Source organism: Robertmurraya siralis, assembly GCF_005502275.1.
In the GTDB taxonomy this organism is placed as follows: domain Bacteria; phylum Bacillota; class Bacilli; order Bacillales; family Cytobacillaceae; genus Robertmurraya; species Robertmurraya siralis.
This window is the reverse complement of sequence record NZ_SWLZ01000011.1, coordinates 1-13965: the sequence shown is the minus strand read 5'-3', so window position 1 is coordinate 13965 and position 13965 is coordinate 1. Positions and strand designations below refer to the sequence as shown.

Sequence of the window (13965 nt, the reverse complement as noted above, 5' to 3'; positions counted from 1 at the left end):
GTACATTTTCGGTACAGTATTGCGTAGTAAATAAGGAAAAAATGTTCATTTGTTTTGATTCTAGCTTGCACTCCTGCAGGGTTTCTTTATGGTACACGATTAAGGTGCATAAGCTTCAAAAAGTATGGTGACTTTTACTGAAAAGGATGTATTATTCATTACTTTACTCCACGCTTGCAGACATGTTTTAGAACATGCTAAACTTACCTCAACTTATTTGAAGGGGTATTTTATATGAACAAAAAGGGGCGAAAGAGAATAAAAGGCAATGTTATTCAATTTCCTGACCTTGAAAAACGGCTTTTAGACAAAGGCTTAGAACAACTTCAGCAGAAGAATTTTACAGAAGCTGTGAAATGGTTTGAAGAAGCGAAGAGCCTTGCGCCCAAGGATGGCGATGTTTATGTTGGCTTGGTTTTAGCCTATTATGAAGCAGGGGTTTTTGAGAAAGCAAAACAGCTCGCTGAAGACATGCTGAAAGAAGGAATTGGCGAGTATTTCCAAACGGTCGATCTTTATTTAATGATCCTCGTTCAGCTTCATGAATATGAAAAAATTATGACAACGATCGAAGTTCTTCAGGATGAGAAGGAAATTCCGTTTGAAAAACAGGAGCATTTTTCCAAACTTTTGGCATTTTGCAAGCGAATGATTGAGAATAAAGTGGAGCAGGATGAACGAAGTCAATATGCTGATGATGAGAACAAAAACACAAATTTGTTGGCGAATAAAGACCCTAATCAATTAGTATTAGCGATAGCCGAATTGGCACATAAAAATGTTCGACAATACATAACGGAAGTAAAACAATATCTTGAAAGCGAAGAAGGTCATCCGTTTCTTAAAACGATGCTCCTCAATATATTGCAAGAACAGGAATATGAAAAAGAGATTCAGGTTGAGAAATTTGGCAAGGTGAAGCTTGTTGTTCCAAGCCTACTCATCCCTTCCACTGAAATGAAACAAATGAAGGATGTACAAAAGGAGCTATTTCATCTTGAGAATGAAGATCCTGTTCTCTATCAACATATTATGAGCCTCATTGAACGACATTTATATCTTCTTTATCCATTTGAATGGTCGCCCGTTGCTCCGGTTTTATGGGCAGCAGCATATCATCTTACGGGTCTGAGGTTCAACGGAGTCGACGCTCATATAGAAGATATAGCAGCACAGTATCAGGTTGTTATTGAGGAAGTTGAAAGGGCCTATTTCTTTATTCAAAAATTAGAAAAAATTTCTTATCCCATTATTTAGCTTCAATGTTGAAAGAGACAAATCGTATGTTATAATGTAGTGGTTGTAATGTGTAATCATTGGTATTTACATATTAAATTGGATATGGCTATAGGATGCATATTCATTATGGTTGTTTTCAAATTACTGATTGTTATTGCCAATTGCAAAGCCGTAGTTCATTTTAGCAAATTGCTTTCCTGCTATGAATGGAGTGAATGGCGTTATTTTTTTGCTTTAGCGTGATTCTTTAGGACAGCAATAGCAAATCGTGTGGAAAAGAACCAATGATAATAGATTTTGGAGGGAATATAAGTATGTCTGCAAAATGGGAAAAACAAGAAGGGAACCAAGGAGTTCTTACATTTGAAGTAGATGCAGAGAAGTTTAATGAGGGTTTGGACGCTGCATTCAAAAAAGTTGTTAAAACAGTAAGTGTACCTGGTTTCCGTAAAGGGAAAATGCCTCGTGCAATGTTTGAAAAGCGTTTTGGAGTAGAATCTTTGTACCAAGATGCGATTGATATCCTTCTTCCAGAAGCTTATACAAATGCGATTGAGGAAGCTGGAATTGAGCCGGTGGATCGTCCGGAAATTGATGTTGAACAAGTAGAAAAAGGAAAAGCTCTTATTTTCAAAGCGACAGTTACTGTTAAACCGGAAGTAAAGCTTGGGCAATACAAAGGGATAGAAGTAGAAAAGATTAATACTGAAGTAACAGAAGAAGATGTTAATCAAGAATTAACCTCACTTCAAGAGCGTCATGCTGAGTTAGTAATAAAAGAAACTGCTGCTGAAAATGGCGATACAGTCGTAATGGATTTCGAAGGATTTGTTGACGGAGAAGCGTTCGAAGGTGGACAGGCAGATAACTATTCCCTTGAGCTTGGTTCAGGTCAATTTATCCCTGGTTTTGAAGAGCAGCTAGTTGGAACTGCTGCTGGTGAAGAAAAGGCTGTAGAAGTTACATTCCCAGAAGATTACCATGCGGCTGAGCTTGCTGGCAAAAAGGCAGTATTTAAAGTGAAAGTTCATGAAGTAAAAGGAAAAGAACTTCCTGAGCTTGACGATGAATTCGCTAAAGATGCAGATGATGAAGTAGAAACTTTAGATGCATTAAAAGAAAAAATTAAAACGCGCCTTGAAGAAAGCAAGAAGCATGAAGCTGAGCATACTGTACGCGATACAGTTGTAGAAAAAGCGGCTGAAAATGCTGAGATTGACTTGCCGGCTATCATGATCGATAACGAAGTAGATCGCATGATGCAAGAGTTTGAGCAACGTCTACAAATGCAAGGAATGAATCTTGAACTTTACTTCCAATTCTCAGGTCAAGACGAAAGTGCTTTACGCGAGCAAATGAAAGAAGAGGCTGAAAAGCGTGTTCGTATGAACCTTACTCTCGAAGCGATTGCAAAGGCGGAAAACATTGAAGTTTCACCTGAAGAAATGGATGCAGAGTTAAACAAGATGTCCGAAATGTACAATATGCCTGTAGAGAATATCACTGCTGCTTTAGGTAGCCTCGAAGGCCTAAAAGCGGATGTGCAAGTTCGCAAAGCTTTAGATTTCCTTGTTGAAAATAGCAAAACGGTTGAATAATATAAAACAAACTTAATAAAACAAGGCACGATTTATTCGTGCCTTGTTTTATAAAATATAAAATATAATATTTATACTGGCGTTATTCAATTATTGTCAGTTTTGTACATATACATATAATCAAAAGTATCTGCAAATTTAAAAAATAAGTTTAAGGAAAACTACCGACTTAATTTGACCGTTTTTGGTTAAGCTTAACTGTACACCAGTTAAAAGGTCTTTCTTCCGTTTTCGTGAATCTAGCCCTGCTCAAGGTCTGGAAAAACAGCTTCTGTGTATAAGAGTTATTATTTCCTGTCCGTACATAAAATGTGGTACAATGCAATACATAACTATTGAAATTGTTTGTAAAGAAGAACCATTTTGCGTTCATTTTTACCAAAAACTAAAGCAGTATTTTGTTTAAAATAACTTAAGATAGAGAAATAATTTGCAGTAGTGAACGAGCAGGGAGCAGATGTTCTAGTTGGCGTGTAGCGACAAAGAAAGTCCAGCGGAGCCTCTGGTGAAATGTAAATAACTTTATATGTAAAAATTTTTCCAAGTGGATATTCTTTCGTGAAATCGGCTCAAATTTTTACATAAAGAAAAGTTCTACGTAAACAAGAGACGATACTAGACGTTTTCAAGGGGTGAAAAAATTGTTTAAATTTAATGATGAAAAAGGACAATTAAAATGTTCTTTCTGTGGTAAAACACAGGACCAAGTTCGTAAGTTAGTTGCCGGACCAGGTGTATATATATGTGATGAATGTATTGAGCTTTGCACAGAAATTGTGGAAGAAGAGCTTGGAACAGAGGAAGAAGTGGAATTTAAGGATGTACCGAAGCCGAAAGAAATTCGGGATATTCTAGACGAATATGTAATCGGTCAGGACCAGGCAAAGAAAAATTTGTCAGTGGCTGTTTACAACCATTACAAACGCATTAATTCAAATAGTAAAATTGATGATGTTGAGTTGGCTAAGAGTAATATTGCTATGATTGGTCCAACTGGTAGTGGGAAAACATTGCTGGCTCAGACGCTTGCGCGAATTTTAAATGTTCCCTTTGCTATCGCTGATGCTACATCACTTACAGAGGCTGGATATGTAGGGGAAGATGTTGAAAACATTTTACTTAAATTAATCCAAGCTGCTGACTATGATGTGGAAAAGGCAGAAAAAGGCATTATTTACATCGATGAAATTGATAAAGTGGCCCGTAAATCAGAGAATCCTTCGATTACAAGAGATGTATCAGGCGAAGGTGTTCAGCAGGCATTGTTAAAAATTTTAGAAGGTACAGTAGCAAGTGTACCTCCACAGGGTGGAAGAAAACATCCTCATCAGGAATTTATTCAAATTGATACAACAAATATTTTATTTATTTGCGGTGGTGCTTTCGACGGCATCGAACCGATTATTAAACGCCGTTTAGGTCAGAAAGTTATTGGCTTTGGCGCCGATGTTAAACAGCAAGAAGTGGAAGACAAAGACTTATTGTCAAAAGTATTACCAGAGGATCTATTAAGATTCGGGCTTATCCCTGAATTTATTGGCCGTCTTCCAGTCATTGCGAGCTTGAACTCACTTGATGAAGAAGCATTAATTCAGATTTTAACGAAGCCTAAAAATGCTTTAGTTAAACAATTCCAAAAGATGCTTGAAATTGATGATGTTGAGCTAGAATTTGAGGAAGAGGCTCTTAAAGAAATTGCTAAAAAAGCAATTGAACGCAAAACGGGAGCTCGTGGATTAAGATCGATTATCGAAGCGATTATGCTTGATGTTATGTATGAATTACCTTCCCGCGATGATATTTCAAAATGCATCATCACGAAGGAAACTGTTATTGAGAACAGTGCACCGAAGCTTCTTCTAAAAGATGGAACTGTGATTGACGAAGAAACGAAAACATCAGCATGAGATGATGATTAAGGCTGCCTTAACTGGCTAATGTTATGCGGTCCGTTGGCAATGTAATAAAGCTTTTAAAAAGTCAAACCAGCTATTGGTTTGACTTTTTATCGTTTCGGGAAACTATAGATTTCGTTTTTAGCCATGTGTGTATAACAAACTTCAGGATTCGCTTTCCTTCGAAAAGTTACAGAAGAAGTGCTATCGTTCCTTCATCACAGGAATAAGCTCACTATCGCATGGACGACGATAGATGAGGAATAACGCCGCTCCTCGCAATAAAAAAACGAATTGATAACTTTTGAAGATCCACTTTTTTTTCCTTTCCTCTCTTTCAAAGATTTCTATAAAATTGTTGTTTATTCCATTCTTGAAGAGGAGATACTAAACGTATGCAAATAACTTAAATGCAAGTTATTTAAATGATGAGATGGAGGCAGAAACGAAAGAGGCATCCATATAAAATGCAACCCATTATACAAGCTAGAGAGGTACAGGAGGGAAGACCATGAGTTGGACAGGGATAGCCTTATTTATCCAGCTTTTTTTCGGTATTGTAATAGGGCTTTATTTTTGGAATTTATTAAGAAATCAGCGTACACAAAAAGTATCGATAGATAGGGAATCAAGAAAGGAAATGGACCAGCTAAAAAAAATGCGGTCCATCTCTTTAACTGAGCCACTTTCAGAACGGGTTCGCCCCTCAAGTTTTGAGGATATTGTCGGTCAAGAGGATGGAATAAAGGCGCTTAAAGCAGCTTTATGCGGTCCTAATCCACAGCATGTAATCATTTATGGACCGCCTGGTGTTGGGAAAACAGCCGCAGCAAGATTAGTTCTTGAAGAGGCGAAAAAAAATCCTAAATCCCCGTTTAAGCCCAACTCTGTCTTTGTAGAGCTAGATGCAACTACAGCCCGCTTTGATGAACGGGGAATTGCCGATCCTCTCATCGGCTCCGTCCATGATCCGATTTATCAGGGAGCTGGAGCGATGGGGCAGGCTGGTATTCCTCAGCCAAAGCAGGGTGCCGTAACAAATGCCCATGGGGGAGTTTTGTTTATTGATGAGATAGGTGAACTTCATCCCATTCAAATGAATAAGCTCTTGAAAGTGTTAGAGGATCGAAAAGTCTTCTTGGAAAGCGCCTATTATAACGAAGAGAACACGCAAATCCCGAATCATATACATGATATTTTTAAAAATGGATTGCCGGCGGATTTTCGCTTAATTGGTGCAACAACAAGGACACCGAGTGAAATCCCTCCAGCGATCCGCTCCCGGTGCATGGAGGTGTTTTTCCGAGAGCTGACTGAGGAAGAAATTGAAAAGGTCGGCAAGAAGGCAGCGGATAAGGTGAAGCTGAAGATCGGTGAAACGGGGTTGAAAACCCTTGCTAATTACGCTCGCAATGGTCGTGAAGCCGTTAATTTAATCCAAACCTCCGCTGGTCTAGCGATTCAGGAAGAACGTAATTATATTAAAGATGAAGATATTGAATGGGTCGTCCATTCAAGCCAGCTTTCTCCACGGATGGAAAGAAAGATCATGAAATTTTCCTCAGTTGGACTCGTTAACGGGTTAGCAGTCTATGGTCCCAATACAGGAGCATTATTGGAAATAGAAGTGATGGCCATCCCTGCCAGAGAAAAAGGCACAATCAATATTACTGGAATTGTCGAAGAAGAAAGTATTGGCGATAGAAGTAAATCGATTCGAAGAAAGAGTTTGGCAAAAGGTTCTATTGAAAATGTTATTACTGTTCTTCGCTCTATGGGGGTTCCTGCAGATGAGTTTGATATTCACGTAAACTTTCCAGGTGGGGTTCCGATAGATGGACCTTCAGCTGGTATTGCCATGGCTACAGGAATTTACTCTGCCATTTATAAGCTTCCGATCGATCATACGGTTGCAATGACAGGAGAAATTAGTATTCATGGGAATGTAAAGCCAATTGGCGGAGTTCTTCCAAAGATAAAGGCAGCGAAAAAAGCAGGGGCAGAAACGGTCATCATTCCGAAAGAAAACGTCCAATCTATTTTGAACGAAGTGAAGGGAATCACCATTGTTCCTGTCACGCACCTATCAGAAGTATTTGATGTGGCCTTATTAAAAGAAAAGCCTGAGGAAAGAGTGATTACGGCTTCTGTCGAATTAAAGAAGAAAGAAAGTATTTAACTTTCACTCAAAAAAAACTTCGGTTTGTACAAAAAGCCGAAGTTTTTTATTGGGTTTCTTCCCCTCTCTCTTTAGAAATTGCGGTGAATGCTCTTGTTTAAATGGAAAATTCCCACGGTTCAGGAGCATAGGGAGCAAATTTCTTATTTGTCAAAGAAATTCTCCAGATTCATGCATTGTCGTCAGAAAATGATTGATACTAAAGAATGTTCCCCAATCGTTTGTTCAAAGTTTTCCTTTGGTTATTGTGAAATTGAATCGAAAGCCTTAAAATAGACTATTATTCGTAAATACGATAGAATTGTACAATGAATTATTCTCATTTTTATGAAGATAGATATGCATTTGGAGGTGCTAGTAAATGGCGAATAAGAAGGAAGTAATCGTCCCCCTCCTACCGCTTCGAGGCTTACTTGTATATCCTACTATGGTCTTGCATCTAGATGTGGGCCGGGATAAGTCTGTTCAAGCTTTAGAGAAGGCAATGGTAGATGATAGTCTCATTTTTTTAACAACGCAAAAAGACATGTCCATAGATGATCCTGGGGAAGAGGATTTATACAGAATGGGAACTTTGACAAAGGTAAAGCAAATGTTAAAGCTCCCGAACGGAACGATTCGCGTTCTTGTGGAAGGCTTAAAAAGAGCTGAAATTATTAGCTTTTTTGATGAAAATGATCATTTTGCTGTAAGTGTGAAAACGTATGTGGATTCAACCGAAAAGGATGTTGAAGACGAAGCGTTTATGCGCACGCTACTGGAATATTTTGAACAGTACATAAAAATGTCAAAAAAGATTTCAGCCGAAACTTACTCAAGCTTAACAGATATTGAAGAACCAGGAAGAATGGCAGATATTATTGCCTCACATTTGCCGCTTAAGCTAAAAGAGAAGCAAGAAATTTTAGAGACGATCAATGTTAAGGATAGGGTCAATCGATTAATTGAAATTATTCATAATGAGAAAGAAGTTCTCAATTTAGAAAAGAAAATCGGCCAACGTGTCAAGAAGTCAATGGAAAGAACGCAAAAGGAATATTATTTGCGTGAACAAATGAAGGCGATCCAAAAGGAGCTTGGCGATAAAGATGGAAAAACAGGCGAGATTGCTGAACTAGCTGAGAAGATCGAGAAAGCTAATATGGTCGAACACGTGAAGAAGGCAGCTTTAAAAGAGCTAGACCGCTACGAGAAGGTCCCTTCAACTTCAGCCGAAAGCTCCGTCATTCGGAACTATATTGATTGGCTTATTTCGTTACCTTGGACGAATGCGACGGAAGATGATCTCAATATTTTAAAAGCGGAACGAATTTTAGATGAAGATCATTACGGCTTAGAAAAAGTAAAAGAACGGGTTCTTGAATATTTGGCTGTTCAAAAGATGACGAACTCCTTAAAAGGACCGATTTTATGTCTTGCCGGCCCTCCCGGTGTCGGAAAAACGAGTTTAGCCCGATCGATTGCTCGTTCGTTAAATCGTAATTTCGTCCGTATTTCACTCGGTGGTGTCCGGGATGAGTCGGAAATTCGCGGTCATAGACGGACCTATGTTGGCGCAATGCCAGGGCGCATTATTCAAGGCATGAAAAAGGCCGGAACGATTAATCCAGTATTCTTGCTTGATGAAATTGATAAGATGTCAAGTGATTTTAGAGGTGATCCTTCTTCTGCTATGCTCGAAGTATTGGATCCAGAGCAAAATCATAATTTCAGTGATCACTATATTGAAGAAACATATGATTTATCGAAGGTCATGTTTATTGCAACGGCAAATGATTTAAGCTCGATCCCTGGGCCGTTAAGAGATCGAATGGAGATCATTTCGATCGCTGGCTATACAGAGCTTGAAAAAATTCATATTGCGAAGGATCATTTATTGCCTAAGCAAATTAAAGAGCATGGGATGACGAAGTCCCAATTGCAAATTCGAGAGGATGGCATCCAAAAAATTGTCCGTTATTATACGAGAGAAGCGGGTGTGCGCAGCTTAGAACGTCAGCTTGCAGCGATTTGCCGCAAAACGGCAAGAATTATCGTTTCAAACGAAAAGAAGCGTGTTGTCGTTACGGAAAAGAATGTGGAAGAATTTTTAGGAAAAACGATTTTCCGTTATGGTCAGGCAGAGCTTGAGGATCAAGTCGGTGTGGCAACAGGACTAGCATATACAACAGTCGGCGGAGATACACTGCAAATTGAAGTATCGCTATCACCTGGAAAAGGTAAGCTTGTATTGACAGGAAAGCTCGGAGATGTGATGAAGGAATCAGCCCAGGCTGCGTTTAGCTATGTTCGCTCAAAAGCAGCAGAGCTTGGGATAGAAGAGGATTTTTATGAGAAGAATGATATTCATATTCATGTCCCTGAAGGTGCGGTACCGAAGGATGGTCCATCTGCAGGAATCACAATGGCGACAGCTCTCGTCTCTGCATTAACAGGAAAACCAATTAAAAAAGAAGTCGGAATGACTGGTGAGATTACGTTAAGAGGACGGGTTCTTCCAATCGGAGGCTTGAAAGAAAAAACATTAAGTGCTCATCGTGCTGGTCTTTCTGTCATTATCCTTCCAAAGGATAATGAAAAGGATATAGATGATATTCCAGAGAGTGTTAGAGATCAACTTAAGTTTTTCCCGGTAACCCATGTTGATGAGGTCCTATCGATTGCTCTTAATGGCGGTGCACCATCGTGAAGGTAGTGAGTTCAGATATCGTCATAAGTGCTGTGAAGCCTGAGCAGTATCCCGATACAAATTTACCTGAATTTGCATTAGCCGGTCGCTCGAATGTAGGGAAATCCTCTTTTATTAATAAAATGCTTAACCGTAAAGGGTTGGCGAGAATATCTTCGAAGCCAGGAAAAACGCAAACTTTGAACTTTTATTTAATCAATGAAATTCTTCACTTTGTTGATGTTCCAGGCTATGGCTATGCGAAGGTTTCCAAAAAAGAACGGGAAGCATGGGGAAAAATGATTGAAACTTATTTAACTTCTCGCGAACAGCTTCGTGCCGTACTGTTAATTGTGGATTTACGTCATCCTCCCACAAGCGATGACATTATGATGTATAACTTTTTAAAGCATTATGATATACCTTGTATTGTTATTGCGACAAAGGCGGATAAGATTTCGAAGTCAAAATGGCAAAAGCATTTGAAAGTAACAACGGAAACATTGGATTTAGATCAAAAAGATACAATCATTCTTTTTTCTTCAGAAACGGGAAAGGGAAAAGATGAAGCGTGGACTGCGATTGAAAATTATATGGCATAAAATACCAGTCACTGAAAGAACTTGATGGATCATAATCATCAAGTTCTTTTTTTTACTTTTAGTTCATACAAATATAAAAACCAGTCCAAGCTTAGGAAAATCTCAAGTTAAACGTCTTTTTTCCGTAATGAATTAAATTTAGTTAAAATAAACTGAAAATTCGGTAAAAACGGGGTTTTGTTACAAAAAAATACTTTTTGCCGCGATTTCATCCTTTTGCAAAAGTTGAAATCACTCACGAAATAAAGGAGTTGTTGTTATGAAACGATTCACACAAGGAGCAGTTGGGGTTCTTTTGTTGCTTCTCCTCACAGCTTGTGGCTCAGGCGGGGCATCCTCAGAAAATGCAGATGGATTTAAGTTGATAAAAGATGGAGAACTAGTCTTCGCATCTTCAGGCGAATTTAAGCCCTTCAGTGTCACGGCTGCAGATGGTAAGATGACGGGGTTTGATATCGAAGTAGGTGAGGCGATAGCACAGGAATTAGGGCTTGAACCAGTGCAGAAAAAGATGAAGTTCGGTAGCATTGTCGAAAGTGTGAAGGCAGGTCGTGTCGATGCAGCCATTGCCAGTCATACAATTACAGAAGAGCGCTTAGAGCATGTAAGCTTTTCAACGCCATATTATTATTCTGGTCCACAAATTTTTGTCCGTCCGGATAGCTCGGTGGAGAAGCTGGCAGATTTAGAGGGATTAGAAATTGCCGTATCGAAAGGTTCTACTTATGAGGAAAATGCAGCAAGTATTTCAACGAATATCATATTTTATGACAGTGATGTCACAGCACTTGAGGCACTTAACCGCGGAAAGCATGATGCGGTTATTACGGACTTTGTAACGGGCAAAGAAGCGATTGGGGCCGGAATGGAAATCGAAGGGAAAGAATTGCTGGGAAAAAGTGAACAGGCAATTGCTGTTGCGAAAGACAATGAAGCCCTTTTAAAAAAAATCAACGAAGCTCTTCAAACATTAAAAGAAAATGGCACATTAGCAGAAATTAGTAAGAAATATATTGGCGAGGATATTACAGTACTCCCTGAAGAATCTTAAGCAAATGGCGAATGTGCATAGCTGCATTCGCCATCGCTGTTAGGAGGTATCTTTTTGGAATTATTATCTTTATTTATAGAGACATCTCCAATTTTTTTGCGGGGGATGCTCCTTACTTTTCAATTAACGATTGTTTCTATTTTGATTGCTATATTTATTGGTTTGTTCTTTGCGTTTTTAAAAATATCAACTGTCAAAATACTTGAGTGGATTGCGAATTTATATATCTTTCTCGTACGCGGAACCCCGCTCGTCGTACAAATATTCATCTTTTACTTCGGATTGACAGCTTTAAATATTTCTCAGTTTTGGTCTGTTGTACTAGGGCTTGCTTTTCATAATGGGGCATATATTGCAGAAATCTTTCGCGGTGCGATCCAGTCAGTGGATAAAGGGCAAATGGAGGCAGCTCGGTCTCTTGGGATGTCAAGTGGATTATCGATGCGAAGAATCATCTTGCCACAGGCGTTTCGGAGGGCGTTACCACCATTGGGAAATCAATTTATTATTGCTTTAAAGGATTCTTCCCTCGCATCGTTTATTGGCATGTATGAGCTCTTTAACGTAGCTACAACACTCGGCTCAAGTGATTTTGACTACATGAGCTATTTATTGATTGTAGCAGTTTATTATTTAGTGCTTGTTCTATTCTTTTCAGTCCTTGTTGGAAAGGTAGAAAAGAAAATGGCAAGCAGTGATTAAGGAGAGATATAATGTCTGTGTTGAAGATTGAAGTGGAAAAATTAAACAAATCTTTTGGTCAATTACATGTTTTAAAGGATATAAATTTGACAGTGAGAGAAAGCGAAGTCGTCTGTTTAATCGGTGCAAGTGGTTCTGGTAAAAGTACGTTATTGCGCTGTTTAAACTTTTTAGAAATAAAGGATAGCGGGAGGATCATTATTGAAGGAGAGCAAATTGAAGAGACCACCCATGATTTAAATCAGGTTAGAGCTCGAGTAGGCATGGTGTTTCAACATTTCCATTTATTTCCCCATAAAACTGTATTAGAAAATGTGATGGAGGCGCCGTTATTTGTGAAAAAGATGCCGAAGGAGGAAGTAAGAGTGGAAGCGATGCGCTTGCTTGAAAAAGTAGGCTTATCAGAAAAAGCGAACGTTTTTCCTTCTAAGTTATCAGGTGGACAAAAGCAGCGAGTTGCGATTGCTAGAGCGTTAGCCATGAAGCCGGATATTATGCTTTTTGATGAACCAACATCAGCATTGGACCCCGAGCTCGTTGGTGAAGTATTGGCTACTATGAAAGAGCTTGCATTAGAAGGAATGACAATGATTGTCGTAACACATGAAATGGGGTTTGCCCGCGAAGTCGCAGATTGGGTTATTTACATGCATGATGGAAAAATAGTTGAAGTAGGTCATCCAAAGGAATTGTTTCAGCACCCGCAAGAACAGAGAACAAAGGATTTTTTAGATTCGGTTTTATAATGGCTATATCAGTCACTAAAAAGGTGCATGCCGACAAAAAATAGTAGAATTCAAGGAACCGTGTCCGCATGAAGGGCTCATGAGGACAGAGAAAGGTATAAAAGAGCACCGCGTGTTCTCATAAAGGGTTCATGAGGACAAAGAAAGCCAAAAAAGAGCACCGCGTGTCCGCATAAAGGGTTCATGAGGACAGAGAAAGCCAAAAAGAAGGAAACCGTGTCCACATGAAGGGCTCATGAGGACAAAAAAATCCCAAAAAGAGCAAACCGTGTCCGCATGAAGGGCTCAAGAGGACAAAGAAAAGCCAAAAAGAAGGAAACCGTGTCCGCATAAAGGGTTCATGAGGACAAAGAAAGCTAAAAAAGAGCACGTCGTGTCCGCATGAAGGGCTCAAGAGGACAAAGAAAGCCAAAAAAGAGCACGTCGTGTCCGCATAAAGGGCTCAAGAGGACAGAGATCGCCAAAAAGAAGGAAACCGTGTCCGCATAAAGCTCAAGAGGACAGAGATCGCCAAAAAGAAGGAAACCGTGTCCGCATAAAGGGTTCATGAGGACAAAGAAAGCCAAAAAAGAGCAAACCGTGTCCGCATAAAGGGCTCAAGAGGACAGAGATCGCCAAAAAGAAGGAAACCGTGTCCACATGAAGGGCTCAAGAGGACAAAGAAAGCCAAAAAAGAGCACCGCGTGTCCGCATAAAGGGTTCATGAGGACAGAGAAAGCCAAAAAGAAGGAAACCGTGTCCACATGAAGGGCTCATGAGGACAAAAAAATCCCAAAAAGAGCAAACCGTGTCCACATGAAGGGCTCATGAGGACAAAAAAATCCCAAAAAGAGCAAACCGTGTCCGCATGAAGGGCTCAAGAGGACAGAGAAAGCCAAAAAGAAGGAAACCGTGTCCACATGAAGGGCTCATGAGGACAGAGATCGCCAAAAAGAAGGAAACCGTGTTCACATAGAGAGCTCATGAGGACAAAGGTGAGCAGATTTTGAGCAAAAAAAGTTCGTTTTCAAGGAGGGTCTTTGAAAAAGGAATTTTATCCTCATAACATGCCAAGGGGGGAGAAATTCAACCGTATATTGTCCAAATGAGAGTCTATCAGCCTATATCGGTTTACATCAACGACATGGTGGGAAAAATGGAAAGAAGAAAGCAAGTGACGCGAGATGAACTGACCCAATAAAGTTAGACAAATATTTTTATGCAACTTTTAAGACTTGAGTTCGGTATTCCACCGGGCTTAGGTCTTTTAATTTTGCCTTCATTCGTTTGTGATTGTAATAGTATA

General features: G+C 39.4%; 10 protein-coding genes. 9 read left to right on the top strand and 1 reads right to left on the bottom strand.

The features are described 5' to 3' along the window. The first annotated feature begins 234 nt into the window (after positions 1 to 234). From FCJ93_RS13685 to FCJ93_RS13645, 9 genes are all read left to right on the top strand, one after another. Positions 235 to 1257, top strand: coding sequence for a tetratricopeptide repeat protein (locus FCJ93_RS13685; RefSeq protein WP_137743951.1), 1023 nt, complete (start codon positions 235 to 237; stop codon positions 1255 to 1257). 296 nt (positions 1258 to 1553) lie between these two features. Next, positions 1554 to 2837, top strand: coding sequence for a trigger factor (tig, locus tag FCJ93_RS13680; protein ID WP_137743950.1), 1284 nt, complete (start codon positions 1554 to 1556; stop codon positions 2835 to 2837). Between the two features lie 641 nt (positions 2838 to 3478). Continuing rightward, positions 3479 to 4744, top strand: coding sequence for an ATP-dependent protease ATP-binding subunit ClpX (gene clpX, locus FCJ93_RS13675; protein ID WP_095307604.1), 1266 nt, complete (start codon positions 3479 to 3481; stop codon positions 4742 to 4744). Between the two features lie 499 nt (positions 4745 to 5243). After that, positions 5244 to 6911 carry an ATP-dependent protease LonB gene (gene lonB, locus FCJ93_RS13670; RefSeq protein ID WP_095307591.1) on the top strand — a complete coding sequence of 556 codons (1668 nt, stop codon included), beginning with the start codon at positions 5244 to 5246 and terminating at the stop codon, positions 6909 to 6911. A 361-nt stretch (positions 6912 to 7272) separates the two neighbouring features. Continuing rightward, positions 7273 to 9600 carry an endopeptidase La gene (gene lon / locus FCJ93_RS13665; RefSeq protein WP_137743949.1) on the top strand — a complete coding sequence of 776 codons (2328 nt, stop codon included), beginning with the start codon at positions 7273 to 7275 and terminating at the stop codon, positions 9598 to 9600. Beyond that, entirely contained in the window at positions 9597 to 10181 is a 585-nt protein-coding gene (yihA, locus tag FCJ93_RS13660; RefSeq protein WP_137743948.1) for a ribosome biogenesis GTP-binding protein YihA/YsxC, read from the top strand. The genes lon and yihA overlap by 4 nt, the downstream gene beginning before the upstream one ends. Positions 10182 to 10440: 259 nt before the next feature. After that, on the top strand, positions 10441 to 11232 hold the full coding sequence (locus tag FCJ93_RS13655; protein ID WP_095307565.1) for a transporter substrate-binding domain-containing protein: 792 nt from the start codon (positions 10441 to 10443) through the stop codon (positions 11230 to 11232). A 54-nt stretch (positions 11233 to 11286) separates the two neighbouring features. Next, a complete protein-coding gene (locus FCJ93_RS13650; RefSeq protein WP_095307557.1) occupies positions 11287 to 11934 on the top strand; it encodes an amino acid ABC transporter permease in 648 nt (215 codons plus the stop codon). Positions 11935 to 11945: 11 nt separating this feature from the next. Next, positions 11946 to 12680, top strand: a complete 735-nt coding sequence (locus FCJ93_RS13645) for an amino acid ABC transporter ATP-binding protein (RefSeq protein ID WP_095307549.1) — start codon at positions 11946 to 11948, stop codon at positions 12678 to 12680. 1196 nt (positions 12681 to 13876) lie between these two features. Here FCJ93_RS13645 and FCJ93_RS13640 read toward each other — a convergent pair. After that, positions 13877 to 13965: IS3 family transposase (locus tag FCJ93_RS13640; protein ID WP_137743979.1), on the bottom strand; the 89-nt coding region annotated here is incomplete at its 5' end.

What these genes read in the sequence shown, in the direction of transcription:
- lon (WP_137743949.1), top strand. Translation starts at nt 7,273, where the DNA reads ATGGCGAATAAGAAGGAAGTAATCGTCCCCCTCCTACCGCTTCGAGGC.
- lonB (WP_095307591.1), top strand. Translation starts at nt 5,244, where the DNA reads ATGAGTTGGACAGGGATAGCCTTATTTATCCAGCTTTTTTTCGGTATT.
- FCJ93_RS13685 (WP_137743951.1), top strand. Translation starts at nt 235, where the DNA reads ATGAACAAAAAGGGGCGAAAGAGAATAAAAGGCAATGTTATTCAATTT.
- FCJ93_RS13645 (WP_095307549.1), top strand. Translation starts at nt 11,946, where the DNA reads ATGTCTGTGTTGAAGATTGAAGTGGAAAAATTAAACAAATCTTTTGGT.
- FCJ93_RS13655 (WP_095307565.1), top strand. Translation starts at nt 10,441, where the DNA reads ATGAAACGATTCACACAAGGAGCAGTTGGGGTTCTTTTGTTGCTTCTC.
- tig (WP_137743950.1), top strand. Translation starts at nt 1,554, where the DNA reads ATGTCTGCAAAATGGGAAAAACAAGAAGGGAACCAAGGAGTTCTTACA.